A 24396-nucleotide genomic window follows, 5' to 3' on the forward strand; every position below is an offset into this window, starting at 1 on the left:
GAGCGGCCACTCAAGCGCGCGAGTCTAGCAGCGTGCCGGGCGTGGCTGACAAACACGCGGGGCGATCAGCCAATCTGGCGGGCCCGGGCCAGCGTGGCGGCCCGCCCGACGTCGATCCATCGACCCGGGTGATGAACCCCGAAGGCATGCCCGTCCTGGATCGCGCGCTGGATGATGTCGGTCAGGGCGAAGCGCTCGCCGGCGCGGGCCGCGAACAACCCGGGCGAAAACCGCCCGATTCCGGCATAAGTCAGCCGCGGCGCGATGTCGCGGAGGCGTCCGTCGACCAGGCCGAAATCACCGCGCCGATGGTGCGCGGGATTATCGATCAGCGCCAGCGTCAGCCCGGGGCCAGAGCCAGCGCCGGGCGATGGCGACATCAATTGCCGGAAATCGAAATCCGTGAGCACGTCGGCGTTGACCAGCAGAAAATCGTCCGTGCCCAAGACAGACGTGGCCTGGGCGATGCCGCCGCCGGTATCCAGCGCGCCGGGAGTTTCTTCACTGTAACGAATGGATACGCCGTAACGTTGACCGTCGCCGAGTGCGGCCTGGATCTGGTCGCCTCGGTAGGCCACGTTGATCACGACGTCCCGGATACCCACGGCCGCCAGGCGACACAGATGATGTCCAATCAACGGCATGCCAGCGATCTCGACCAGCGGCTTGGGCACACGATCGGTGAACGGGCGCAGGCGCGAGCCGCGACCGGCGGCCAGAATCATCGCCTTCACAAGGGGCCTGCGTGGCGGGCAACGGCGGCGTCGATCGGCGCACGCAACGGCGCCAATGCGGCGTGGGCGTGGACCACCGGCGCCAGATAGCGGGCAAAACGACCCAGGTCAGCCGCGTAGGCTGGCTTGTTCTGTTGTTCGGCCAGACGCACGAACAGACCCATGATCTTGAGATGCCGCTGGGCGCCGGTCAGGGCCACATCGTCGACGAACGTCCGCCAGTCGTCGGCCACCGGCACATGGCGTGCACGGGCCGCCTGCCAATAGGCATGCATCCAGGTCGAGATACGATCCTCCGGCCAGCTGATGAAGGCATCACGAAACAGGCTGGCCACATCGTAGCTGGCCGGCCCGTAGCGGGCATCCTGAAAATCGATGATGCCCGGCAAAGAGGCCGCCATCATCAGATTGCGCGGCATATAATCGCGATGCACAAACACCGACGGCTGCGCGGCCATGCGATCGATGATGAACGTATAAGCCGCCTCGAGCGCCTGCAGCTCTTCCGGGCCGGCCACGTGGCCCAGCACACGGGGCAGATACCACTGATCAAACAGACGGATCTCACGCCACAGGGTGGCCCGGTCGTAGGCCGGCAGCACCTCGGGCCGGCTGGCGGCCTGCCAGTCCACGAGGGCGGCGATCGCCGAGGCGAACAGGTCATCGGCGTTATCGGCGTTCAGCACGTCGATGAAACGCTGGCGGCCGAGGTCCGACAGCAACAGAAAACCGGCGTCCAAATCACAGGCCAGCACGGTCGGCACGTTCAGGCCGGCGCCTCGAAACAGCGCGGCGATATCGACAAAAGCCTGATTGTTCTGGCTTTCTGGCGGCGAATCCACGGCGATCCACGAACGGGCGCGCGCCTGCGCTCGAAAATAACGCCGGCTGCTGGCGTCGGCCGAGACCACCGACCAGGACACGGGGGCCGCCAGACGGGCGCGAACCCAAGCCTCCAGCCGGGCTGCGCGATGATCGAGCGCTTGGATCATGGGGCCTCGTTAGAACGGTTCGTTGCGGCGGCGCCGGCGGCCAGCGCATAATCGCGACCTGCGACGGCCCGCCCGGCATTCGATTCGGGCCGCGGCCGACAAGCGATCGGCACACGGGGTGTGCATCGTATCGTGCCAAGGGGATGAACGCCTGTCGTGACTGTGTACAAGAATAAGGATCGTCGCCGTCTGGGCCGGTGCGTGCCGGCCGCGCTTGTCGCGGGCCTGTTGCCCGGAGGCGCGGTGCTGGCAGCCGATATGACGGCCGAAGACATTTCGACCTATCGCGGCTGTCCGGTAGCGCCGCCGCCGTTGGTGCTACCCGAAAACGGCGATACGTCGAGCCTCATCGCCGATTCGGCCGAACTGGCCGACCAAGTAGCCACCGCCCGGGGCGACGTGCATCTCGAGCGCGACGGTCAGACCCTGGAAGCGCCGTTCGTGCGCTATAACCGAGCCACCACACAGACCGAAGCCCGCGGCGGCCTGAAGTATCTGCGCGACGGCCTGTATCTGACCGCCGACAAGGGCAACGTGAATACACGCAGCCGGTCGGGCACGTTTTCCAACGTCGATTATTCGGTGCTCACCAATGGCGCACGCGGCCAGGCCGGCCAGGTCGACTCGCTGGGCGACAATCGATATCGCTTGAATACGGCCAACTACAGCACCTGCCCCGGCCCGACCAAGGCCTGGCTGCTTTCGGCCAAGCGTATCGATCTGGATCGTGAAAGCGGGCGCGGCGTGGCCCGTGACGCCACGCTCAAGATCTACGATGTGCCGGTCTTCTATACGCCGTACCTGAATTTCCCGATCGACGACCAGCGCCACACCGGGTTTCTGGCCCCGGTGATCGGCGGCTCGGGCAACTCCGGCTTCGAACTGGCCACGCCCTATTACATCAATATCGCCGATAACTACGACGCCACGATCGTGCCGCGCGTGATGAGCAAGCGCGGATTGCAGCTGGGCGGCCAGTTCCGGTATCTGTTCGAGCACCATGTCGGTGAGTTCGATGGCCAGGTGCTGCCGTATGACGCTGAATACGGCGCCGAACGCGATCTGATCCATTACGAACATCTCGGCCAGCTGTCGGAAAACGTCGGCATCGCGGCGATGTACTCGCGCGTCAGCGACGATGACTATTTCGATGACCTGTCGAACAACCTCGCCAACACCTCAACCAGCAATCTTGAGCGCAGCATTGCCCTGCAGGCGGTACAGCCCGGCATGCGCTTCACCCTGCTGGCACAGGATTTCCAGACCCTCAACGACGATTTCAACGGCCTGGGCGGACGTTTCGAGGACAACCCCTATCGTCGTGTCCCCGAGGCCCGCTTCGAGCTGCTCACGCCGACGGCCCCGTTTCAGCTCGGCTTTGACGGCGAGTTCGTGAATTTCCGTCGCGATGACAGCGTCAACGCTTATCGCACCGATGCGCGGCCCAACATCCAGTGGACCCACGACGAAGGCGGCTGGTTCTTGAACAGCGAGGCCGCCTATCGCATCACCCATTACGATCTGCGTGACTTGAACGATGCCCGCGGCTTCGTCACGCCGACCCAGGACACGGTCAACCGCACGATCCCCTCGTTCAAGGCCGATGCCGGCCTGCGCCTGTCGCGCAGCTTCAACAACGGCTGGATCCAGACGCTAGAGCCGCGGATGCAGTATCTGCTGGTCGGGTATGAGGACCAGTCGAACATCCCGATCTTCGACTCCGGCTCGGCCACGCTGAACTACGACCAGCTCTATGCGAACAATCGCTATACCGGGCTTGATCGTGTCTCCGATGCCAATCAGATCACCCTCGGCGTGTCCTCGCGTATTGTCTCGCCCAACACCGGGCGTACGGTCGGCGAGGCCGCGCTCGGCCGGGTCACGAGTTTCCGGGATCTGCGCGTGGGCCTGCCCAACGCCGGCACCACCGGCTACGGCGATGATGGCTCGGATTATGTCGCCAGCGGCATGTTCTCGCCGACCGAGACGTTTCTGGCCCGCGGCGTCGTGCAATACAACCCCGAAGACAGCGAGATCGATCGCGCGCTGGCCGGCACGACGCTTGGCCGCCGTGAGGGTTATCAGCTGGATCTGGGCTATCGCTACTACCGCGACTACCGCCCGGCGCGTGACGTGTTCGGCAGCGACGACGACACCACCACCAACCTTATCCCCGGCCAGTTCGAGACCCTGTCTCAAGTGGCGGTGGGCGCACGCGCGCCGATCACCGATCGGGTGAATCTGATCGGGCGCTGGAACTATTCGCTGGAAGGCGGAAGTAACGTCGAAAGCCTGGCCGGCATCGAATATCGCCCGTCGTGTTGTTATGCCGTACGCGCGGCCTGGCGTCGTTTCGTGGCCGACGATAACGGCAATCAGGACACCGCGGTCATGGTGCAGTTCGTGCTGCGCGGTCTGGGCCAGTTCGGCAATTCCGTGACCAGCTTCGTGGACAGCAACGTATTCAGCCCCACTATGCAGAACGACTCTTACAACAGCTTTGATACGATCTCGGCGCCATGAGATATCCAATGACCCGGGCCCGTATCGGGCTGCTCGCGCTGATCTGTCTGATCGCTCCCTGTCTCGCCCAGGCCCAAGGCCAGGGCGTGGGCGATACCGTGGGCAGCGGCATGGGCAGCGTCGGCAACTTTTCACTGGGCGCCAGCACACAGCAGCGACAGCCGCGCACGCTCGACAAGATCGTGGCCGTGGTCGATGACGACGTCATTCTCGAAAGCGAGCTGGATGCCGCCATTGGCGAATTGATGCAGCAGCGCGGGGGCCAGGGTAACCCGGCCAGTGCGCCTGCCACGCTGCGCTCGCAGGTGCTTGACCAGCTGATTCTGCGCCAGCTGCAGATCCAGCGCGCCGAAAAAGACAAGGTTGAAGTCGCGCCGGCCGAGTTGCAGAAAGGCGTGGCGCGTATCGCCCGTCGCAACAACATGGATGTTGCCCAGTTCAGCCAGGCCGTCAACGCCTCGGGCATGAGCATGTCCGCGATTCAGGATCGTGTCCGCGACGAGATCAAGATCTCCAAGGTTCGCCAGAAAGAGGTGATGGGCCAGGTCACGATCTCGGATGCCGATGTGGATCGCTATCTGGCCAATCAGTCATTGCGCTCGCGCGACCGCGCCTATCGCTTTCGCGAGATTCGTATCGATCTGGCCGAAGACGCCGACACCACGGCCGTGGGCCTGGCGCGTGAGCGCCTGAGCCAGGCACGTCGGGCGATTCTGGCCGGTGATCAGAGCTTTGACGAAGCAGCCAGCGCGCTGGCTGCCGATGGTAACGCCGATACGCGGACGTCATCGGATTTCGTGGCCGGCAATACGTTGTCGGATGCCGTGGACACCGAGTTGGCCACGTTGAAACCCGGCCAGCTCAGCGATGTCTTTCGTAGCGACGACGCCATGGTGCTGCTCAAACTCGACGACGAGCGCGGCGCGGCCCGTGCGGCCGACGATGAGCAGACAATCATGGTCACCGAAGCCAACATGCGGCATATCGTGCTCCAGCCCAACGAGATCCGAAACGCCGAGCGTACCCGCGAGCTGGCGCGTACGCTGCGCCAGCGCATCGCCGCCGGCGACGATTTCGAAAGCCTGGCGCGTGAGTACTCCGACGACAGCGCAACCGCCAATCAGGGCGGGCTGGTCGGCTGGATTCCGCTCAACCGGCTCGAGCCCAACACCCGGCGACAGATCGCTGATCTGTCGCCGGGCCAGACCAGTCGTGTGTTCCAGTCGGCCAGCGGCTACGAGATCGTGCGAGTCGAGGACAAGCGCCAGGTCGATGAAACCGATAACGCCAAACGCGACAAGGTCCGTCAGCAGCTCGGGCGCAAACAGGCCGCCGAAGAAGGTAATCTCTGGCTGCGCCGGCTGCGCGACGAGGCTTACGTCGATATCCGTATGGCCGATTACCAGCCGACGCCGGATCGATGACACATCGGCTGGTGCTCACGCCGGGTGAGCCGGCCGGTATCGGCCCGGATCTGGCGGTGCGTATCGCCCAGCAGGCCCAGGATGTCGAACTGGTCGCGATTGCCGATCCGGCGCTATTGGCTGATCGGGCACGCGCGATCGGGGTCGATCTTGTCCTCGAACCGGTTGATTACGACACCCCGCCGGTCGCGCATCGGCCCGGGCATTTGAAGATTGATGCCCTGCCAATGGCCCGCCCGGCCGTAGCCGGGCAACTCGATCCGGCCAACGCCGATTATGTGCTGGCGTGTCTGGATCAGGCCGTGGCGCGCTGCACCGCGGGGCACGCCGCCGGCATGGTGACCGGCCCCGTGCACAAGGCCGTGATCAACCAGGCCGGCCATGTCTTTTCCGGGCACACCGGGTATCTGGCCGCGCGTTGCAACGCCCCCACACCGGTGATGATGCTGGCCACGGATACCGGCGATCTGCGTGTCGTGCTCGCCACCGTGCATATTCCGTTGTCGGCTGTACCGGGCGCGCTGGACGGCCCGCATCTGGCTTATGTGCTGGATACCGTGCATACCCAGCTGGCCCGGCGTTTCGGCATCACTCGCCCGCGGATTCTGGTGGCCGGGCTGAACCCGCACGCCGGCGAGAACGGCTATCTGGGCCATGAGGATGACGAGATCATCGCCCCTGCCATAGCCGCGGCCAACCAGCGCGGTATCGATGCCGTGGGCCCGTTGCCGGCCGATACGCTGTTCACCCCGCACCAGCTGGCCCGCGCCGATGCCATTGTCGCCATGTATCACGACCAGGGGCTGCCAGTGATCAAACACGCCGCGTTTTCACGCACGGTCAATATCAGCCTGGGCCTGCCGATCGTGCGTACATCGGTCGATCACGGCACCGCGCTGTCGCTGGCCGCGACCGCCGACGTGGATACCGGCTCGATGACCGCGGCGATCCGCGTGGCCGGCGACATGGCGCGTCATGGCGCGTAAACGCTTCGGCCAGAATTTTCTCCACGAGCGCGGCGTGATCGATCGAATCGTCACCGCGATCGATCCCCAGGCCGACGATGCCCTGATCGAGATCGGGCCGGGCCACGGCGCGCTCACCGACCCGCTCTTGGCCCGCGTGAATCGTCTGCGGGTAATCGAGATCGACTACGACCTGATCGCCGCGCTTGAAGCCCGGGCGATACGCGAACCCCGTCTGCATGTGATCGCCGGGGACGCGCTGACGATGGACTACGCCGCGATCGCGGCTGAAGCCGGCGCAGCACTGCGTCTGGTGGGCAACCTGCCCTACAACATCTCATCGCCGCTCTTGTTTGCCCTGCTGGCCAGTGCCGCCCCGATCACCGATATGCATTTCATGCTGCAAAAAGAAGTGGTCGATCGCATGGTGGCCCGCGAAGGCGATGCCGATTACGGCCGCCTGAGCGTGGCCATCGCCGCGCGGGCAAGCGCCACCGCGTTGTTTGATGTCGGCCCGGGTGCGTTCACCCCGCCGCCAAAGGTGACCTCGGCGGTGGTGCGCCTGGTGCCAAGAACGCCGGATTTCGTCATCGATGATCAGCCAGTCTTTGATCGCGTGATCGCCGCGGCCTTCAATCAGCGACGCAAGACCTTGCGCAACGCCTTGAAGAATCTCCTGGGCGCTGACGACATCGCGGCCTGCGAGATCGACCCGGGCTTGCGCGCCGAGCGGGTCTCGCCGGCCGCCTTTGCCCGACTGGCCAACGCGGCCGCCCGACACTTCTGATTGCGCGGATGCCGGCCGGGCGTGGCAAATCGCTGATCCGCCCGGCGCTGGTCGGGCTGGCGCTAGCCTGTATCACGACCGGCTTCTGGCGTTTTTGTGGCTTCATGCGCCACGGCGGCATCACCAACGACTGGCCCTGGCTCTATCGCACCGGGCTTGAAATCTGGCAATACGGGCTACCCGCCCGCGATACCTTGTCGTGGACCTATCCCGAGCGTGCCTGGACGCTCTATCAGTGGCTGTTCGAGGCCGTGGCCGCACCGATCTATGCAGGCCTGGGGGCCACGGCCAGCGTGTTCGTGCTCTGTCTGTTCGGGTTTGTGCTCTATGCCGCGGCCCCGGCCTGGGTTCTGGCCCGCCGCGGCGTGCAGCCGTGGCTCACGTTGGCCGTGGGCAGCGTGGTGCTGGTGCCCGTCGGCCTGAATTTCTCATTACGTCCGATGTTGGCCACGCTCGTGCTACTGGCCGTGCAGTGGGTCTGGCTCGAACGTTGGCGCGCGGGCCGGTTGCGCTTTGCCGTGGCCGCGGTGGGGCTGGCGATCGGTTATGCCCTGTGGTCCAACCTGCATCTGGGCTTCACGCTTGGCCTGGCCTCACTGGCGTTGTTTGCGCTGGTCGATCTCTGTGCGCCGCGCGGGCCCGCGCTCATGCGTCAACTCGCGGCTCGTCTTGTCGTCTGGGCCGGGTTCGCGATGATCGCCGTGGCGGCCACGGGCCTCAATCCTTACGGTTGGCGGCTCTATGGCTATATCTGGGAGCTGTCACACAAGAGCGCGATGAACGCGCATATTCGTGAGCTGATGCCCCCGGACCCCAGCCAGCCGGCGATTCAACTGGCGATTGGCCTCGCCGCGGCGCTGGTCGTGCTCTGCGGTCTGGCGGCCTGGCGACGCGTCGCCCTGCCCTGGATCGCCCTGCTGCATGTCGCGTTGTTCACGGCGATGACGAGCCAGGCGATTCGTATGGTGGTCTGGGCCGGCCTGGCTTATGTCTGGGCGACAGCGCCACTCGTCCAGGCGCTAATCGACAGCGTTCGCGACCCGGCCCGCACGGCTGCCCGGCGTGTCGTGTCGTGGCGCGGGCTTGGCGGGCTCACCGTGTTGGCGCTCGTCATCGCCGGGCCGGTCAGCGCCTGGTCATGGGGTGCTGTGCGCGTTGCCGACTGCGGCGAGAGTGCGCACGCCATTCAGGTACTCGACGACACCTTGCCCGCCGACGCGCGCTGGTTTTCCAGTGAGCGCCTGGGCAGCTGTGCGGCGCTGGTGGCACCGGGCCGGCGAGTCTTTATCGACACGCGCTTTGATTTCTATCCCGAATCTTTCGTGCTGGCCTGGTTCATGGCCTATCAACACCGCCGCGACTGGCAGGGCGTGTTTCAACGCTGGCATATCGATCATGCACTGCTGGCGGATACGGCCCCGCTGGTTCCGGTACTCGATCGGGCACCAAATTTTAATCGCCGGCGCATCGACGACCGTATGCTGTTGTTCTCGCGCCGCTGATCCGCGCGTCGGATCAAACCGCTTCATCGTTACTGGAGACCTGCATTGGCGACGTTTGCCATCGGCGATATTCACGGCTCGCGCGACCCGCTTGAGCGTCTGCTTGCCCGCCTGCACGCCGACTACACCGTCGACGCGCTCTGGTTCGTGGGTGATCTGGTCAATCGCGGGCCGGATTCGGCCGGCGTGATCCGTTGTATCAAGGCCCTCGGCGGGCGCGCGATCACCGTCATGGGCAATCACGATCTCGCCCTGTTGGGCATCCTGCAAAGAAAGGATCCCAAAGCCCATGCCGACGCCAGTCTGCACGCCCTGCTCGACGCCAGCGACGCCCCCGAGCTTTTCGAATGGCTGCGCCACCGCCCGCTAATCCATACAGACACCGCTCTGGGCTGGACGATGGTGCATGCCGGGCTTGCCCCCGAGTGGACGCAAATCGAGGCCACAGAGCGCGCTCACGAACTGGAGATCGCGCTTCGTGCCCCCGACTATGCCAACTTCCTGCGCGATCTGTTCGGCAACAAGCCCAATCGCTGGGCCGACGCGACCGCACCCGTTGAGCGCCTGCGCTATATCGCGAATGCCCTGACCCGTATTCGCTTCGTCGACGCCACGGGGCGCTTGAAGATGAAGTACAAGAAAACCATCGCGGACGCGCCCGACGATCATATCCCCTGGTTCGCCCATCCGATGCGCCGTAACCACGAACAGCGCATCGTGTTTGGTCATTGGTCCGCGCTGGACGGCGTGGCCTGGCCCGAGCACAACGTCTGGGGTATCGACACGGGTGCGGCCTGGAACGGCCCGCTCACCGCAATGCGCCTCGATACGCCCGAACCCGAATTCTTGTCCGTACCGCCTTCTTAGGTTGAGAGACGGGTTCTCTTTTTTATCCGCAGATTTCGCAGATGACGCCGATTGGGGCCTAGTGGGACGCCGAGATCATGGCGGGTGCGAAGTCATGGGGCGGAGGCGGATTTCAGAGCTACAGCGCATGCCGTCCCATCGGGCATGCAGATCCTCCTGACCGATGAAAGCGTTCTCTACCGTGCGCACCTGCGTTCCTCGTCTGCGTAATCTGCGTCCATCTGCGGATCGCCTTGAGGAACGAAATTACTGTGCGAAACGATTTTTATCTGGCGATTGCCTCCTAGGGGCTGTTGCCGTTTCGTACGAGCGCCGCGTTGACGCCCAAAATTCGGCTAGGCAAGGCGCGAGCCGCGGCTCTGGCTGTGCCACGATCAAGGTGAGCCAGCGGCATGGCCGAATTTTGGGCCCAACCCTTCGGGACACGCGCCCTGAAATTAACGACACGTCGGCAATCCAGCGTTCTAGCCCACTAGCGCCGAACGACACGCTAAGCGTGCTATGCCTCGTCTTGCCGCCTATAGTCACGATATGGAGCGCTTGGCGCGGACTCGTACGAAACGGCAACAGCCCCTAGGAACCGAGCGCAAACGCCGGACACAAAAAAGCCGGCGCGAGGCCGGCTTTTTCTGACGACAATCAACCGCAGTTGATCAATCGTCGTCGTCTTCAGCCATTTCCGGCTGTGGACGATCCACGAGCTCGACAAACGCCATGGGCGCGTTGTCACCCGGGCGATGCCCGCATTTGAGGATCCGCAGATACCCGCCGGGCCGGTTGGCATAGCGCGTGCCCAGCTCACTGAACAGCTTGCCGACAGCTTCCTTGTCGCGCAGGCGAGCAAAAGCCAGGCGACGGTTGGCCACGCTGTCGTCCTTGGACAACGTGATCAACGGCTCGGCGTGCCGACGCAGCTCTTTGGCACGCGGCAGCGTGGTGCGAATCAGCTCTTCCTTGAACAGGGAGGCCGACATGTTTTTCAGCATGGCAGCGCGATGCGAGGACTCACGCCCCAGTTTGCTGCCGCTCTTGCGATGACGCATATCTAAAATTCCTTGGCGGTCGGAGTCTCTAGACGCTCACGCGCCAGATGATCAGGCCTTTTCCAGCTCGGCCGGCGGCCAGTTCTCAAGCGTCATACCGAGCTTGAGGTTGTGTTCGGCCAGCACTTCGCTGATTTCGGTCAACGATTTCTTGCCGAGATTGGGCGTACGCATGAGCTCGGTCTCGGTGCGCTGCACAAGATCGCCGACATAATGAATGTCTTCGGCCTTGAGACAGTTGGTCGAACGAACCGTCAGCTCGAGATCCTCGATCGGCTTGAGAAGCGCCGGATCGACTTTGCCCGCTTCTTTCTTGCGCGAGGCTTCTTCACGCGCTTCCAGATCGACAAAGACCGACAGCTGATCATAGAGCGTCGCGGCAGCGGTACGCACCGCATCCTGCGGCTCCACACTGCCGTTGGTCTCGATATCGAGAATCAGCTTGTCCAGGTCGGTACGCTGCTCGACACGAGCACGATCGACCGTATAGCTCACGCGACGGATCGGGCTGAACGACGCATCCAGACGCAAGGCCCCGATTTCACTAGCACCCGTGTCTTCTTCGCCCGGCTCCAACTTGCTCACGGCCGCCTGATAACCGCGGCCCTTGCGCACTTTCATGCTCATGCGCAATTCACCGGTGGTCAAATGCGCAATCACCAGACCGGGATTGACGATTTCCACATCGTCACCCGTGGTGATATCGCCGGCGGTAACCGCGCCTTCGCCCGACTTGTGCAGGTGAAGCTCGGCTTCGTCGCGCTCGTTCATGCGAACGGCGACGTTCTTCAGGTTCAACAAGACATCGAGCACGTCTTCCTGCATGCCTTCCACGGTGGTGTACTCGTGGAGCACGCCTTCGATGGAGACCTCCGTAATGGCCGCCCCCGGAATCGAAGACAGCAGGATACGACGGATCGCGTTGCCCAGCGTGTGACCGTAGCCTCGCTCGAGCGGTTCGAGAGAGATTTTGGCACGTCGCTCACTGACGCGCTCAACCTCGACGAGACGCGGCTTCAGCAACTCATTGGACTGCATATGCAAATACCTCTAGCTGCCAAACGCAGCGCAGGCCGGATTACTTGGAGTAGAGCTCGACGACGAGGTTCTCGTTGATGTCAGGCAACACCTGATCACGATCGGGAATCGACTTGTATGTTCCCTTCAACCCTTTTTCGTCGACTTCCAGCCAATCGCCAAACCCAAGCTGGGATGCGACGGCCAGCGACTCCACGATGCGCGACTGGTTCTTCGCCCGATTACGGATCGCGATCGAATCACCGGGCTTGACCTGGTAAGACGGGATGTTGACCGGATAATCGTTGACGGCAACCGCCTTGTGATTGACCAGCTGGCGTGCCTCGGCACGCGTGGCGGCAAATCCCATGCGATAGACGACGTTATCCAGGCGCGATTCCAGCAACTGAAGCAACAGAACACCGGTCGAGCCTTTCTGGCCGGCCGCTTTCTTGTAGTAATTGCTGAACTGACGTTCCAGCACGCCGTACATATGCCGTAGCTTCTGCTTCTCACGCAGCTGCAACGCATAATCAGACAGACGTTGACGACGCTGCGTGCCCTGGGCACCCGGCGGCGTATCAATCTTGCACTTGCCCTCGAGCGAGCGACCGCGTCCCTTCAGGAACAGATCGGTGCCGGCGCGACGGGACAACTTGCATTTTGGACCAGTGTACTTCGCCATGATCTAAAACCTTTGGTGCGGCGTGCTAGACGCGACGCTTCTTGGGCGGGCGGCAGCCGTTATGCGGAATCGGCGTAACGTCGATGATGCTTGTCACCTTGAAACCCGAACCGTTCAACGAGCGAACCGCAGCCTCGCGACCCGGGCCGGGGCCCTTCACGCGGACTTCGAGGTTCTTCACGCCGTACTGCGACGCACCTTCACCGGCACGTTCGGCGGCGACCTGCGCGGCAAACGGCGTGCTCTTGCGCGAGCCCTTGAAGCCACAAGTCCCGGACGTGCACCAGGACAGCACATTGCCCTGACGGTCCGAAATCGTGATGATCGTGTTGTTGAACGTCGCATAAACGAACGCGATGCCGTCGGTGACGTTGCGGCGAGAGCGCGCCTTCCGGCTGCGGCTGCTCGACGTGGATGCTGTCGCCATAATGCTTGCCTACTGTTAAATCGACGCGAGCCGCAACTAGCGGCGAATCGGACGACGCGGGCCCTTGCGGGTACGCGAATTGGTCTTGGTGCGCTGACCGCGAACCGGAAGACCGCGACGGTGACGCAGACCGCGATAGCAGCCGAGATCCATCAATCGCTTGATGTTCATCGACACTTCGCGGCGCAGGTCGCCCTCGATGGTGTATTGCTGAACCTGTGCACGAAGGGCTTCAACTTCACCCTCAGTCAGATCGCGGACCTTGGTGTCGGTTGCAACACCACATTCTTCGCAGATCTGCTTTGCACGGGTGTGACCCACGCCATACAGCGAGGTCAGCGCTATGGATGCGTGCTTGTTAATCGGGAGATTGACTCCAGCGATTCGCGCCATTTGATATTACTCCCAGCTCGCGGAAGCCCCACACGCGGCTGATTAAGCACGCACGAGGCCGGAAAAGCCCGCCAATATATCTTAGTTAGGTGTGATTGACAAGACTGCCAATAATCGACCGGATCAGCCCTGACGCTGTTTGTGTCGGGGATCCGTCGAGCAGATCACCATAACCGCACCGTTGCGGCGGATGACCTTGCAGTTACGGCAGATTTTCTTGACCGAAGCTCTGACTTTCATCTCTTTCCTCTGCTCAGACCGAGCGCATATCGATGCGACCCAGGGGCCGTGCGGACGCTAACGCAGCATCCCGGCACGGCCACCTGTCTTCAGGTTGTTTTTGCGCATCAGACCTTCGTACTGATGCGACATCATGTGTGCTTGTAGCTGTGACATGAAATCCATGACCACGACCACGATGATCAGAAGCGACGTACCGCCGAAATAGAACGGCACGTTGTACTTCAGAATCAGAAGCTCGGGCAACAGACACACCAACGTGACGTAGACCGCACCGGCCACCGTCAAGCGTGTCAGCACGGTGTCGATGTAATCCGCTGTCTGCTTGCCCGGCCGGACACCCGGAATGAACGCGCCCGATTTCTTCAGATTATCTGCCGTCTCACGCGAATCGAAGACCAGCGCGGTATAGAAGAAACAGAAGAAGATAATCATCGCCGAATAGAACAGCACGTACAGCGGCTGCCCCGGTGCGATCGCATTCGACACCCAGTTGGCCACTGAGCCGCCCTCACCCAAGAATCGGATCACCGTCGCCGGGAACAGAATGATGCTCGAGGCAAAGATCGGCGGAATCACACCGGCCATGTTCAGCTTCAAGGGCAGGTGCTGGGTCTGCGCAGCATACATACGCCGCCCGCGCTGCCGCTGGGCGTGATGTACCGGAATACGCCGCTGTGCGCGCTCGACAAAGACCACAAAGGCCAACACTGCCAACGCACCGACAAACAGCGCAACCACGAAGAAGAAACTGAGCTCGCCCGTGCGCACTAGGTCCAGCGTGCCACCGATGGCAGACGGCAGACCGGAAACAATCGCGGCGAAGATCAACATCGAGATACCGTTGCCGATACCGCGCTCCGTGACCTGTTCACCCAGCCACATCAAGAACAGCGCGCCCGTGGTCAGTGTCAATGCCGTGGTGAAGATGAACTGAAACTCAGTCACCCCGCCCTGGGCAATCCCCTGATTCCATAGCGCCACACCGGTCCCAATCGACTGAAACCCTGCGAGAAATACCGTGCCGTAGCGCGTGTACTGCGTGATCTTGCGTCGGCCCGATTCGCCTTCTTTCTTCAGCTCCTTGAGCGTCGGCACGGTCGCGGTCAACAGCTGCATGATGATGGATGCCGAGATATACGGCATCACACCCAGCGCAAATATCGACAGACGCTCCAGCGCACCGCCGGTGAACATCACGCCGACGTCGAGGATCGTACCCGACTGCTGCTGAAACAGCTGTGCCAGCTCGGCCGGGTCGATCCCGGGTACCGGGATAAAACTCCCGAGACGGAAAACGACAAGTGCGCCCAGAAGAAACAGCAGGCGCTGACGGATTTCCGTCAGATTACCTGCGTTCGGCGCACCGCCTGCAGCTGTGTTGTTGCCTTGCTTGGCCATAACTACTCGGCCAGCGAGCCGCCCGCTGCCTCGATGGCTTCACGCGCACCGGCAGTGGCTGCGATACCCTTGAGGTTCACCGCGTTACTGATCTCGCCGCTACGCACGATCTTGGCACGGCGTGCCTGGCGGGGGACGAGACCGCTTTGCTTGAGCGCTGTCAAATCGACGTCGCCCGAGAGCTTGTTCAGCGTGTCCAAGCGGACTTCGGCACAGCCCTTGGGATCCATCGAGCGAAAACCACGCTTGGGGATCCGGCGCTGCAGAGGCATCTGGCCGCCTTCAAAGCCGACCTTGGTATAGCCACCGCTACGCGCATGCTGGCCCTTGTGGCCACGGCCTGCGGTCTTGCCCATGTCCGAACCCGGGCCGCGACCGACACGCTTGGCGGTCGGGCGTGAGCCGTCGGTGAAATGCAGATCATTGAGCTTCATATCAGACCTCGCTGACGACGAGCATGTCCGCGACCTTATTGATCATGCCGCGGTTCTCGGGCGTGTCGATGACCTCGACCGAATGATTGAGTCGACGCAGGCCCAGACCACGGACACAGGCGCGATGACGCGCCACGCGACCGATGGTGCTCTTGACCAGCGTTACCTTGATTCGCTTATCTGCCATGACGACCCTCGATTACGCCGTGATGTCTTCGACGGACTTGCCACGCTTGGCCGCGATATATTCCGGATCGTGCATGTCGCGCAGACCGTTGATGGTCGCACGCACCAGGTTGATCGGGTTACGCGAGCCATAGCTCTTGCACAGCACGTTGGATACGCCGGCCACTTCGAATACCGCGCGAACGCCGCCGCCGGCAATCACGCCCGTACCTTCAGAGGCCGGACGCATGATGACCTTGCTCGAGCCGTGACGGCCGACCATTTCGTGCTGCAGCGTGCCGCCATCCTTGAGCTGCACGCGAACCATGCTCCGGCGGGCGGCCTCCATCGCCTTCTGGATCGCCAGCGGCACTTCACGTGCCTTGCCATAACCAAAGCCGACGCGGCCTTCGCCGTCACCGACGACCGTCAGCGCGGTGAAGCCGAACTGACGGCCACCCTTGACCACCTTGGCCACGCGATTGACGGTGACCAGCTTCTCGAGCAGGTCGCCTTCGGTGCGTTGTTCGTTACGTTGTGCCATGAATGCTATCCGTTAGAACTGAAGGCCGCCTTCACGAGCGGCGTCGGCCAGCGCCTTGACGCGGCCGTGGTAGGCAAAGCCCGAGCGATCGAAAGCGACCTGCTCGATACCCGCAGCCTTGGCGCGCTCGGCGATCGTGCGACCGATCAAGCGGGCCGCATCTTGATTGCCTGTGTTATCGGCCTGGCCACGCAGATCCTTCTCGACCGTGGAGGCCGAAACCAGCGTACGTGAGCCGTCCGGCGCCACGATCTGGGCATAGATATGCTGCGGCGTACGATGTACCGACAACCGGTGTGCGTCGAGCTTGCGCATGTGCATGCGGGCGCGCCGCGCACGTCGCAAACGAGAAACCGTTTTTTTGTGCATAACGATCCTGTATTCGTTGCAAGAAGGCGCGAACGCTACTTCTTCTTCGCGTCCTTGGTGACAATGCGCTCATCCGCGTATCGAATGCCCTTGCCCTTGTAGGGTTCGGGCGGACGATAAGCACGAATCTCAGCGGCGGCCTGGCCGACAACCTGTTTGTCGGCACCGGTCAACACGATTTCGGTTGCGGTGGGCGCATTGGCCGAAACGCCTTCCGGCAATTGATAGACGACCGGATGCGACAGACCGAGCGACAAGTTGATCTTGTCGCCCTGAGCCTGGGCGCGGTAACCGACGCCGACGAGCTCGAGCTTACGCTCGAAACCCTCGGCAACGCCGTGAACCATGTTGGCCACGGTGGCCCGCACGGTGCCGGCCATCGCCATGTTCGGGTTACGACCTACGGCTTTAGCCTGGGCAACGCCGTCGTTGACTTCGACGTCGACACCCACAGGCAAGCGAAAGGCCAACTGGCCATTCTTGCCCTTGACCGTCAGATCGCGGCCCGACACGTTGACTTCGACGCCGCTGGGCAGATTGACCGGTGCTTTGGCTACTCGGGACATATCTCTTACCTTCGGACGTCTTACGACACGTAGCAGAGCACTTCGCCGCCGTGGCCGGCGTCACGCGCGGCTCGGTCGGACATCACGCCCTGCGAAGTCGAAATGATGGAGATACCCAGGCCACCAACGACCTGTGGGATATCGTGCTTCGTGCAGTACAAACGAAGACCGGGCTTCGAGGCGCGCTCGATATACTCGATCACGCCGTCACCCTGGAAGTACTTCAGGCCAACACGCAGACGCGGTTTGCCATCGACTTCGCGGGTTTCAAAACCGGCGATGTAACCTTCGCTTTCGAGCACCTTCGCAATCGCAAGCTTGAGCTTGGACGACGGCATCTCGACGGATTCCTTATCTGCCGACTGCCCGTTTCGAATACGGGTAAGCATGTCGGCAATGGGGTCAGTCATACTCATGCGTACCGATACCTATTGGCTGTGGACTACCAGGACGACAGCGTGAGGCCAGGGACCTCACCGCGCATCGCAGCTTCACGCAACTTGATGCGCGACAGACCGAACTTCCGATACACCGCCTGCGGGCGACCGGTCGCTCGACAGCGGCGCGTCAACCGCGCCGGGCTGGCATCGCGCGGAAGCTGCTGCAGCTCCTGGGATGCGGCAAAGCGCTCTTCCGGCGTTGCCTCGGGATCGTTGATGCGCGCCTTGATGGCAGCACGCTTCTCGGCGTACTTGGCGATCATCTTTTCGCGCTTTTTATCACGCGCGATCATGCTTTTCTTGGCCATACCTTATCTCCGGAAGGGGAAGTTGAAGCTCTCTAGCAGAGCCCGCCCTTCTTCGTCGGTTTTGGCGGAAGTGGTGATCACCACATCCAAGCCGCGTAGCGTATCCACACGGTCGTAATCAATTTCCGGGAACACGATCTGTTCCTTCAGGCCGATGCTGTAGTTTCCCTGACCGTCAAAGGCCCGCGGGTTGATCCCGCGAAAATCGCGAATACGCGGAAGCGTAACGGCTACAAAGCGGTCGATGAACTCATACATTCGCGCTCGGCGAAGCGTGACCTTGCAACCGATCGGCCAGCCTTCACGAATCTTGAAGCCTGCAATCGACTTGCGTGCACGGGTCATCACCGGCTTCTGGCCAGCGATCTTTTCGAGATCACCCATCGCCGAGTCCACGACCTTGCGATCAGAGACCGCTTCGCCGAGACCCATGTTCAGGGTGACCTTCACCAGACGCGGCACGGCCATGCGCGAGGAGTACTGAAACTTCTCCATCAGCTCGTCGACGATACGATCGTCATAGACGGCTTTCAGGCGTGCCGGGTAATGCTGCTTTGCGTTTTCCATGACTCGCCTACGCGTCCACTGTTTCACCGGACGACTTGAACACGCGCACCTTACGGCGCTCGCTGCCCTCGCCCAGCCATTTGAAACCGACCCGCTCGCCCTTTTCGGTCTGCGGGTTGTAGAGCATCACGTTGGACACGTGGAGCGGCATTTCACGCTCTTCGATACCGCCCTGGATGCCGGCGTTCGGATCCGGGCGCACGTGCTTCTTCGCGATGTTGATGCCTTCGACGACGATCTTGTCGTTATCCAGGATCCGCGTCACGGTGCCGCGACGGCCGCGATCCTTGCCGGACACGACAAGCACATCATCGCCGGTACGAATCTTTTTGGAGCTCATAGGACCTCCGGCGCCAGCGAAATGATACGCATGAACTTCGCACGAAGCTCGCGTGTCACCGGCCCGAAAATACGGGTACCGACCGGCTCGTTGTTGTTGTTGAGCAGCACCGCCGCGTTGCTGTCGAAACGGATCAGCGACCCGTCGGCACGACGCACACCGCGCTTGGTACGCACGACCACGGCATTCATCACATCGCCTTTCTTGACGCGACCACGCGGGATGGCGTCTTTGACCGTGATCTTGATGATATCGCCGACCCGTGCATAACGACGATGCGAACCGCCCAGCACCTTGATGCACTGCACGCGACGGGCGCCGCTGTTATCGGCTGCACTCAGCTCCGATTCTGTCTGAATCATGGCTCTCTACCCTGCCGTGTCGAATTCGCCGGCCTTGTCGACCACGCGACTGAGACACCACGATTTGCTGCGAGAAATGGGGCGACCTTCAACGATCTCAACCCAATCCCCCACATTGCCGACGTTGTCGGCATCGTGGACCTTCAGCTTGGTGCTGCGCTTGACGTACTTGCCATACAGCGGATGCTGCATGCGTCGCTCGATCGAGACGACGATCGTCTTGTCCATGGCATTGGATACCACGCGACCGACGAGCGTGCGCTTAGCGGCACTGGCCTGTTCATTGGCGCTGTTATTATCGCTCATCGCCGTTAACCCTGGTTGCGCGACTCGGACAGCACCGTCTTGATGCGTGCGATATCGCGGCGAATCTGACCGAACTGATGCGTCTGCGACAGCTGACCGGTGGCTTTCTGCACGCGCAGATTGAACTGCTCACGCCGAAGTGCGATCAACTCGTCATTGAGCTCGGTTGCCGTCTTGTTGCGAAGATCTGCTGCTTTCATGATCGCCTCTTAGAGAATCTTGCGCTCGACGAACACAGTCTTGACGGGCAGCTTGGACGCCGCCAAACGAAAGGCTTCCTGAGCGATTTCGCGCGGCACGCCTTCCATCTCGTAAAGCATGGAGCCGGGCTGCACCTTGGCGACCCAGAACTCGACGTTGCCCTTGCCCTTACCCATACGAACTTCGATGGGCTTTTTCGTGACCGGCTTGTCCGGGAACACGCGGATCCAGGTCTTGCCGCCACGTTTGATGTGACGGGTCATGGCACGACGAGCCGCCTCGATCTGGCGCGACGTCAAACGGCCGCGCTCCACGGCCTTGAGGCCGAACTCACCGAAGCTGACTTCGTTGCCGCGCTGGGCCAGGCCACGATTACGACCTTTTTGAACCTTGCGGAACTTAACTCGTTTAGGTTGCAACATGGCGGATTACCCCGTGGTAGCGCCGGACTCGGCGCTTTCCTCGATGCGCGGCTCGGTGTCGAACACCTCACCCTTGAAAATCCAGACCTTCACGCCGATCACGCCGTACGTGGTCTTCGCTTCGGCCAGGCCGTAGTCAATATCGGCACGCAGCGTATGTAGCGGCACGCGACCGTCGCGATACCACTCGGTGCGCGCGATCTCGGCGCCGTTGAGACGGCCCGCCACGTTCACACGGATACCGCCGGCACCCAGGCGCATCGAGTTACCGACCGCGCGCTTCATGGCACGGCGGAACATGATACGACGCTCAAGCTGCTGCGCGATGTTCTGAGCCACGAGATACGCATCCAACTCGGGACGACGAATCTCCTCGACCGACAGATGTACCGGCACGCCCATGCGCTCGGAGACTTCCGTGCGCAGCTTGTCGATATCCTCGCCCTTCTTGCCGATCACGATACCCGGACGCGCCGTGTGAATCGTAATGCGCGCCGAACGCGCCGGACGATCGATCTGGATACGGCTGACCGAGGCGTGAGCAAGCTTTTCGCGAATGAAATCACGGACTTCCAGGTCCGTATTCAGCGCGTCTGCGTAGCCCTGGCCTTCGGCGTACCACCGCGAAGACCATTCGCTGGTGATGCCGAGTCGAAAACCGACAGGATGTACTTTATGACCCATATTGCAATCCGCTTACTTGGTCCGACTAGCGGTCGGCGACACGAATCGTGACGTGACTGGTCCGCTTGAAAATACGGTCCGCACTGCCACGGGCACGCGGCTTCATCCGCTTCATCGTCGGGCCTTCGTCGACCATGATGGTCGCGACTTTCAGCTCGTCGATGTCCGCGCCTTCGTTGTGTTCTGCGTTAGCGACCGCCGACTCGAGCACTTTGCGCACGATGTGGGCCGCTTTCTTGGTCGAGAACTGCAGCGTTTCCAGCGCGCGCTCTACCGGCATGCCACGCACTTCGTCAGCGACGAGGCGGGCTTTCTGCGGCGAGATGCGCGCGAAACGCAGCTTTGCGATTGATTCCATCACGACTGTCCTCGACTAACCTTTGCGATCGCCAAGGTGACCCTTGAACGTCCGCGTCGGAGAGAATTCACCCAGCTTGTGGCCGACCATGTTCTCGGACACGAAGACCGGGACGTGCTGGCGACCGTTGTGCACGGCGATGGTGAGACCGATCATATCGGGTGTGACCATCGAACGGCGTGACCAGGTCTTGATCGGGCGCTTGGTGCTCTGACCCTGCGCGGCCTCGACCTTCTTGACGAGGTGCAGGTCAATGAACGGGCCCTTCTTCAATGAGCGTGGCATAGTGCTTTACCTATCTCTTGGAGCGGCTTAGCGCTTCTTGCGCTTGCTGCTGCGACGCACGATCATGCCGTCCGTCCGCTTGTTCGAACGTGTCTTGAGGCCCTTGGTCTTCCAACCCCACGGGCTCGTCGGGTGACGCCCGCCGCTGGTACGACCTTCACCACCACCGTGCGGGTGATCGATCGGGTTCATGGCAACACCACGAACCGTCGGGCGCTTGCCACGCCAGCGCTTGGCGCCGGCCTTGCCGAGCGAGCGCAGGCTGTGCTCGTTATTACCGACTTCGCCGACCGTCGCCTTGCAGTTGATATGCACGCGGCGTGTCTCACCGGACTTCAAACGCAACACGCAATATTCGCCGGCACGAGCCGCGATCTGGATCTGCGTACCGGCACTACGTGCCAGCTGCGCGCCTTTGCCAGGGCGCATTTCCACGCAGTGCACGGTGGTACCGACAGGAATGCTTGCCAAGGGCAGCGCATTACCCGGACGAATCGGCGACTGCGGGCCGGCCATGATGGCCGTGCCTACCTCGACGCCACGCGGCGCGATGATGTAACGACGTTCACCGTCGGCATACAACACGAGCGCGATGTTTGCGCTGCGGTTCGGATCATACTCGAGGCGCTCGACACGGCCGGGCACACCGTCCTTGTCGCGCTTGAAGTCGACCAGACGATAATGCTTCTGATGACCGCCGCCGCGATGACGCACCGTGATGCGACCGTGCGAGTTTCGGCCACCCTGCCGGGCCTTCTTGACCAGCAGCGGGGCGTGCGGATCACCGGCATGCAGGTCGGGACGCTTGACCGAAACGACAAAGCGACGACCGGCAGAGGTCGGTTTGGCTTTCTTGAGTGCCATAATCTGCTCCTGTCTCGCTTAGCTCGTGGCGCCGTCGAGGAAGTCGATCTCGTTGCCTTCGGCCAGGGTGACGTAGGCTTTCTTCCAGCCACTACGCACGCCGGGACGGCCACGGAAGCGCTTCTGCTTCGGCTTCATGTTGGCGGTGGTGACATGTGTCACCGTGACGTCGAACAGCTTCGTGACAGCTGCCGCGATCTCTTTCTTGTTCGCGTCGCGAGCCACTTCGAAGACCACCTGGTTGGCGCTGTCCGCCTGAACCGAAGCCTTCTCAGAAATATGCGGCGCGCGGAGAACCTGAAGCATACGTTCCTGGTTCATGCCAGCCATCCTTCAAACGCTGCCAACGCCTGTTCCGTCATGATCACTTTGTCGGCGCCGACCAACGTGACCGGATCAAGATCCGATACGCCGACGACTTCCAGACCAATAATGTTGTTCGCGCTGTAGCCGATCTTGTCATCGACTTCACCGACGACCAGCACACCCTTGGGCTCACAGCCTGCGTCGTTCAACGCATTGATCAGCCCCTTCGTGCTGCGCGCTTCAAGATTCAGATCGCCGATCAGGGCGAAACGATCCTGGCGCACCAGCTCGGAGACGATCGAGCGCATGCCGGCGCGATACATCTTGCGATTGACCTTCTGCGAGTGATCTCGCGGAACAGCTGCGAACGTCACGCCACCACCGGTCCAGATCGGGCTGCGGATCGTGCCGGCACGAGCACGACCAGTGCCCTTCTGCCGCCACGGCTTCTTGCCGCCGCCACTGACCGCAGCGCGGTTCTTTTGTGACTTGGTGCCTGCTCGTGCGCCCGCCAAATAGGCAGTCACGATCTGGTGCACCAGCGTTTCGTTGAACGGCCGATCGAAGATCGTGTCGGATACCGACACGGCCTTGCCACCGTTTGCCAGATTCAATTCCATTCTCGAACCTACCTAGTCGCGGACTCTTCAGCCGGCCTTCTTGACCGCCGGCTGGATGATGACGTCACCGTTCTTGGCACCCGGGACACCGCCCCGGACCAGGATCAGCCCGCGCTCGGCGTCAACACGCACGATCTGCAGGTTCTGAACCGTCTTGCGCACGTTGCCGAGCTGGCCGGCCATCTTCTTACCCTTGAAGACGTGGCCCGGCGACTGGTTCTGACCAATCGAGCCCGGGGCGCGGTGCGCCTTCGAGTTGCCGTGCGTGCTGCGCTGCGAACGGAAGTTGTGACGCTTGATCACACCGCCGTAACCCTTACCGATCGAACGACCGATGACGTCGACAAGCTGGCCGTTTTCGAACAGGGAGACCGTCAGCTCACCGCCGACCTCAACCTCGATCTGCTCGGGCTCGCCCGCTTCTTCGCCTTCTGCGGGCGTGCTTGTCGGGCCAGCCACTTTCGGCCAGTCCCCGTCGACACGGAACTCCCACAGACCACGGCCCGCTTCGACGCCGGCGGCCTTGAAATGGCCGGCGGCTGGTGCGGTGACGCGGCTGGCGCGACGGCTGCCGGTCGTGACCTGAAGGGCACGATAGCCGTCGCTTTCAACGTCTTTCTTTTGAACGACTCGATTGGGTTCGACTTCGACGACCGTGACCGGCACGGACGCGCCATTTTCGTCGAACACGCGCGTCATGCCGCGTTTGCGACCTACCAATCCAATAGCCATTTTAAGTACCTTCTCGCTTATCGCCACTCGCTAGAGGGGGCGACAGTTCAAGTATGGTGTATCCAGTGCAGAGAGCCCGCGTTGAAGCGGGCTCTCGCTAACAAGGCCGCGAACTATAACAGACCGCGGCGGGTTTGTCTCGTTCTTACTGCAATTTAATTTGGACGTCGACGCCCGCAGCCAGATCGAGCTTCATCAGCGCGTCAACCGTCTTTTCGGTCGGCTCGACGATGTCCATCATGCGCTTGTGCGTACGGATCTCATACTGATCCCGCGCGTCCTTGTTGACGTGCGGCGAGGTCAGGATGGTGTAACGCTCCTTGCGCGTCGGCAGCGGGATCGGGCCGTGGACCTGGGCGCCGGTGCGCTTGGCGGTCTCGACGATCTCACGCGCCGACTTGTCGATCAGACGATGATCGAAAGCCTTGAGACGGATGCGGATATTCTGACTTGCTGCCATGAGTTAAACCGTGATCTTGGTCACGACGCCCGCACCAACGGTGCGGCCGCCTTCACGAATGGC

Annotated in this window: 36 protein-coding genes; 6 read left to right on the plus strand and 30 right to left on the minus strand. The window is 62.1% G+C overall.

The window, feature by feature from the left end:
• Window positions 1-65: 65 nt before the first annotated feature.
• On the minus strand, window positions 66-734 hold the full coding sequence (locus SAJA_RS05370) for a nucleotidyltransferase family protein (RefSeq protein WP_123657639.1): 669 nt from the start codon (window positions 732-734) through the stop codon (window positions 66-68).
• Window positions 731-1726 (minus strand): aminoglycoside phosphotransferase family protein, encoded by a 996-nt coding sequence (locus tag SAJA_RS05375; RefSeq protein ID WP_123657640.1) that lies wholly within the window; start codon window positions 1724-1726, stop codon window positions 731-733. The genes SAJA_RS05370 and SAJA_RS05375 overlap by 4 nt, the downstream gene beginning before the upstream one ends.
• A 156-nt stretch (window positions 1727-1882) precedes the next feature.
• Here SAJA_RS05375 and SAJA_RS05380 point away from each other — a divergent pair, with 156 nt between their 5' ends.
• Genes SAJA_RS05380 through SAJA_RS05405 form a run of 6 tightly spaced genes read left to right on the plus strand, consistent with a single transcriptional unit; the run spans window position 1883 to window position 9794 of the window.
• Window positions 1883-4249: an LPS-assembly protein LptD gene (locus SAJA_RS05380; RefSeq protein ID WP_148070958.1), complete on the plus strand. Its 2367-nt coding sequence runs from the start codon at window positions 1883-1885 to the stop codon at window positions 4247-4249.
• The gene (locus SAJA_RS05385; RefSeq protein WP_123657642.1) at window positions 4246-5673 is read left to right on the plus strand and encodes a peptidylprolyl isomerase; all 1428 of its coding nucleotides are present in this window, start codon (window positions 4246-4248) and stop codon (window positions 5671-5673) included. Before SAJA_RS05380 ends, SAJA_RS05385 begins: the two co-directional genes overlap by 4 nt.
• On the plus strand, window positions 5670-6659 hold the full coding sequence (gene pdxA, locus SAJA_RS05390) for a 4-hydroxythreonine-4-phosphate dehydrogenase PdxA (RefSeq protein ID WP_123657643.1): 990 nt from the start codon (window positions 5670-5672) through the stop codon (window positions 6657-6659). The genes SAJA_RS05385 and pdxA overlap by 4 nt, the downstream gene beginning before the upstream one ends.
• A complete protein-coding gene (rsmA, locus tag SAJA_RS05395; protein ID WP_123657644.1) occupies window positions 6649-7425 on the plus strand; it encodes a 16S rRNA (adenine(1518)-N(6)/adenine(1519)-N(6))-dimethyltransferase RsmA in 777 nt (258 codons plus the stop codon). Before pdxA ends, rsmA begins: the two co-directional genes overlap by 11 nt.
• An 8-nt stretch (window positions 7426-7433) precedes the next feature.
• Entirely contained in the window at window positions 7434-8927 is a 1494-nt protein-coding gene (locus SAJA_RS05400; RefSeq protein WP_123657645.1) for a diguanylate cyclase family protein, read from the plus strand.
• Window positions 8928-8972: 45 nt separating this feature from the next.
• Window positions 8973-9794 (plus strand): symmetrical bis(5'-nucleosyl)-tetraphosphatase, encoded by an 822-nt coding sequence (locus SAJA_RS05405; RefSeq protein ID WP_123657646.1) that lies wholly within the window; start codon window positions 8973-8975, stop codon window positions 9792-9794.
• A gap of 653 nt (window positions 9795-10447) precedes the next feature.
• On the opposite strand, the gene rplQ is transcribed toward SAJA_RS05405, so the two are convergent.
• The 28 genes from rplQ to rpsJ all read right to left on the minus strand — a co-directional run bounded on the left by rplQ (window position 10448) and on the right by rpsJ (window position 24333).
• Window positions 10448-10837 (minus strand): 50S ribosomal protein L17, encoded by a 390-nt coding sequence (gene rplQ, locus SAJA_RS05410; RefSeq protein WP_123657647.1) that lies wholly within the window; start codon window positions 10835-10837, stop codon window positions 10448-10450.
• A gap of 51 nt (window positions 10838-10888) precedes the next feature.
• Window positions 10889-11875: a DNA-directed RNA polymerase subunit alpha gene (locus tag SAJA_RS05415; RefSeq protein ID WP_184999758.1), complete on the minus strand. Its 987-nt coding sequence runs from the start codon at window positions 11873-11875 to the stop codon at window positions 10889-10891.
• 40 nt (window positions 11876-11915) lie between these two features.
• On the minus strand, window positions 11916-12539 hold the full coding sequence (rpsD, locus tag SAJA_RS05420) for a 30S ribosomal protein S4 (protein ID WP_123657649.1): 624 nt from the start codon (window positions 12537-12539) through the stop codon (window positions 11916-11918).
• A 25-nt stretch (window positions 12540-12564) separates the two neighbouring features.
• Window positions 12565-12966, minus strand: coding sequence for a 30S ribosomal protein S11 (gene rpsK, locus SAJA_RS05425; protein ID WP_123657650.1), 402 nt, complete (start codon window positions 12964-12966; stop codon window positions 12565-12567).
• Window positions 12967-13002: 36 nt separating this feature from the next.
• Window positions 13003-13359, minus strand: coding sequence for a 30S ribosomal protein S13 (rpsM, locus tag SAJA_RS05430; RefSeq protein ID WP_123657651.1), 357 nt, complete (start codon window positions 13357-13359; stop codon window positions 13003-13005).
• A gap of 123 nt (window positions 13360-13482) precedes the next feature.
• A complete protein-coding gene (gene rpmJ, locus SAJA_RS05435) occupies window positions 13483-13599 on the minus strand; it encodes a 50S ribosomal protein L36 (RefSeq protein ID WP_006913650.1) in 117 nt (38 codons plus the stop codon).
• A gap of 57 nt (window positions 13600-13656) precedes the next feature.
• Entirely contained in the window at window positions 13657-15000 is a 1344-nt protein-coding gene (gene secY / locus SAJA_RS05440) for a preprotein translocase subunit SecY (protein ID WP_123657652.1), read from the minus strand.
• Between the two features lie 2 nt (window positions 15001-15002).
• Window positions 15003-15434 (minus strand): 50S ribosomal protein L15, encoded by a 432-nt coding sequence (gene rplO, locus SAJA_RS05445; RefSeq protein ID WP_123657653.1) that lies wholly within the window; start codon window positions 15432-15434, stop codon window positions 15003-15005.
• 1 nt (window position 15435) lies between these two features.
• Window positions 15436-15621 carry a 50S ribosomal protein L30 gene (rpmD, locus tag SAJA_RS05450; RefSeq protein WP_123657654.1) on the minus strand — a complete coding sequence of 62 codons (186 nt, stop codon included), beginning with the start codon at window positions 15619-15621 and terminating at the stop codon, window positions 15436-15438.
• A gap of 12 nt (window positions 15622-15633) precedes the next feature.
• A complete protein-coding gene (gene rpsE, locus SAJA_RS05455) occupies window positions 15634-16143 on the minus strand; it encodes a 30S ribosomal protein S5 (protein ID WP_123657655.1) in 510 nt (169 codons plus the stop codon).
• Window positions 16144-16155: 12 nt separating this feature from the next.
• Window positions 16156-16512, minus strand: coding sequence for a 50S ribosomal protein L18 (gene rplR, locus SAJA_RS05460; RefSeq protein ID WP_123657656.1), 357 nt, complete (start codon window positions 16510-16512; stop codon window positions 16156-16158).
• Between the two features lie 35 nt (window positions 16513-16547).
• Window positions 16548-17078: a 50S ribosomal protein L6 gene (rplF, locus tag SAJA_RS05465; RefSeq protein ID WP_123657657.1), complete on the minus strand. Its 531-nt coding sequence runs from the start codon at window positions 17076-17078 to the stop codon at window positions 16548-16550.
• Between the two features lie 20 nt (window positions 17079-17098).
• The gene (gene rpsH, locus SAJA_RS05470) at window positions 17099-17494 is read right to left on the minus strand and encodes a 30S ribosomal protein S8 (RefSeq protein WP_123657658.1); all 396 of its coding nucleotides are present in this window, start codon (window positions 17492-17494) and stop codon (window positions 17099-17101) included.
• Window positions 17495-17520: 26 nt separating this feature from the next.
• The gene (gene rpsN / locus SAJA_RS05475) at window positions 17521-17826 is read right to left on the minus strand and encodes a 30S ribosomal protein S14 (protein ID WP_123657659.1); all 306 of its coding nucleotides are present in this window, start codon (window positions 17824-17826) and stop codon (window positions 17521-17523) included.
• Between the two features lie 3 nt (window positions 17827-17829).
• Window positions 17830-18393, minus strand: coding sequence for a 50S ribosomal protein L5 (gene rplE / locus SAJA_RS05480; protein ID WP_123657660.1), 564 nt, complete (start codon window positions 18391-18393; stop codon window positions 17830-17832).
• A 7-nt stretch (window positions 18394-18400) separates the two neighbouring features.
• Window positions 18401-18733: a 50S ribosomal protein L24 gene (gene rplX / locus SAJA_RS05485; RefSeq protein ID WP_123657661.1), complete on the minus strand. Its 333-nt coding sequence runs from the start codon at window positions 18731-18733 to the stop codon at window positions 18401-18403.
• Window positions 18730-19095: a 50S ribosomal protein L14 gene (gene rplN, locus SAJA_RS05490; RefSeq protein WP_123657662.1), complete on the minus strand. Its 366-nt coding sequence runs from the start codon at window positions 19093-19095 to the stop codon at window positions 18730-18732. The genes rplX and rplN overlap by 4 nt, the downstream gene beginning before the upstream one ends.
• A 6-nt stretch (window positions 19096-19101) precedes the next feature.
• Complete coding sequence (gene rpsQ, locus SAJA_RS05495; RefSeq protein WP_123657663.1) at window positions 19102-19401, minus strand: 30S ribosomal protein S17; 300 nt, start codon at window positions 19399-19401, stop codon at window positions 19102-19104.
• Window positions 19402-19406: 5 nt separating this feature from the next.
• The gene (rpmC, locus tag SAJA_RS05500; RefSeq protein WP_123657664.1) at window positions 19407-19601 is read right to left on the minus strand and encodes a 50S ribosomal protein L29; all 195 of its coding nucleotides are present in this window, start codon (window positions 19599-19601) and stop codon (window positions 19407-19409) included.
• A gap of 9 nt (window positions 19602-19610) precedes the next feature.
• Window positions 19611-20024 (minus strand): 50S ribosomal protein L16, encoded by a 414-nt coding sequence (gene rplP / locus SAJA_RS05505; RefSeq protein ID WP_123657665.1) that lies wholly within the window; start codon window positions 20022-20024, stop codon window positions 19611-19613.
• A gap of 6 nt (window positions 20025-20030) precedes the next feature.
• On the minus strand, window positions 20031-20708 hold the full coding sequence (gene rpsC / locus SAJA_RS05510; RefSeq protein ID WP_123657666.1) for a 30S ribosomal protein S3: 678 nt from the start codon (window positions 20706-20708) through the stop codon (window positions 20031-20033).
• A gap of 25 nt (window positions 20709-20733) precedes the next feature.
• Window positions 20734-21066, minus strand: coding sequence for a 50S ribosomal protein L22 (rplV, locus tag SAJA_RS05515; RefSeq protein ID WP_123657667.1), 333 nt, complete (start codon window positions 21064-21066; stop codon window positions 20734-20736).
• Window positions 21067-21081: 15 nt separating this feature from the next.
• On the minus strand, window positions 21082-21351 hold the full coding sequence (rpsS, locus tag SAJA_RS05520) for a 30S ribosomal protein S19 (RefSeq protein ID WP_123657668.1): 270 nt from the start codon (window positions 21349-21351) through the stop codon (window positions 21082-21084).
• Window positions 21352-21378: 27 nt separating this feature from the next.
• Window positions 21379-22215, minus strand: coding sequence for a 50S ribosomal protein L2 (gene rplB / locus SAJA_RS05525; protein ID WP_123657669.1), 837 nt, complete (start codon window positions 22213-22215; stop codon window positions 21379-21381).
• A gap of 18 nt (window positions 22216-22233) precedes the next feature.
• Window positions 22234-22536 (minus strand): 50S ribosomal protein L23, encoded by a 303-nt coding sequence (gene rplW, locus SAJA_RS05530; RefSeq protein ID WP_123657670.1) that lies wholly within the window; start codon window positions 22534-22536, stop codon window positions 22234-22236.
• On the minus strand, window positions 22533-23141 hold the full coding sequence (rplD, locus tag SAJA_RS05535) for a 50S ribosomal protein L4 (RefSeq protein ID WP_123657671.1): 609 nt from the start codon (window positions 23139-23141) through the stop codon (window positions 22533-22535). Before rplD ends, rplW begins: the two co-directional genes overlap by 4 nt.
• A 27-nt stretch (window positions 23142-23168) precedes the next feature.
• Complete coding sequence (gene rplC / locus SAJA_RS05540; RefSeq protein ID WP_123657677.1) at window positions 23169-23873, minus strand: 50S ribosomal protein L3; 705 nt, start codon at window positions 23871-23873, stop codon at window positions 23169-23171.
• A gap of 145 nt (window positions 23874-24018) precedes the next feature.
• Window positions 24019-24333, minus strand: coding sequence for a 30S ribosomal protein S10 (gene rpsJ, locus SAJA_RS05545; RefSeq protein WP_123657672.1), 315 nt, complete (start codon window positions 24331-24333; stop codon window positions 24019-24021).
• Window positions 24334-24396: the final 63 nt, after the last annotated feature.

The organism is Salinisphaera japonica YTM-1 (assembly GCF_003788585.1).
Lineage (GTDB): Bacteria > Pseudomonadota > Gammaproteobacteria > Nevskiales > Salinisphaeraceae > Salinisphaera > Salinisphaera japonica.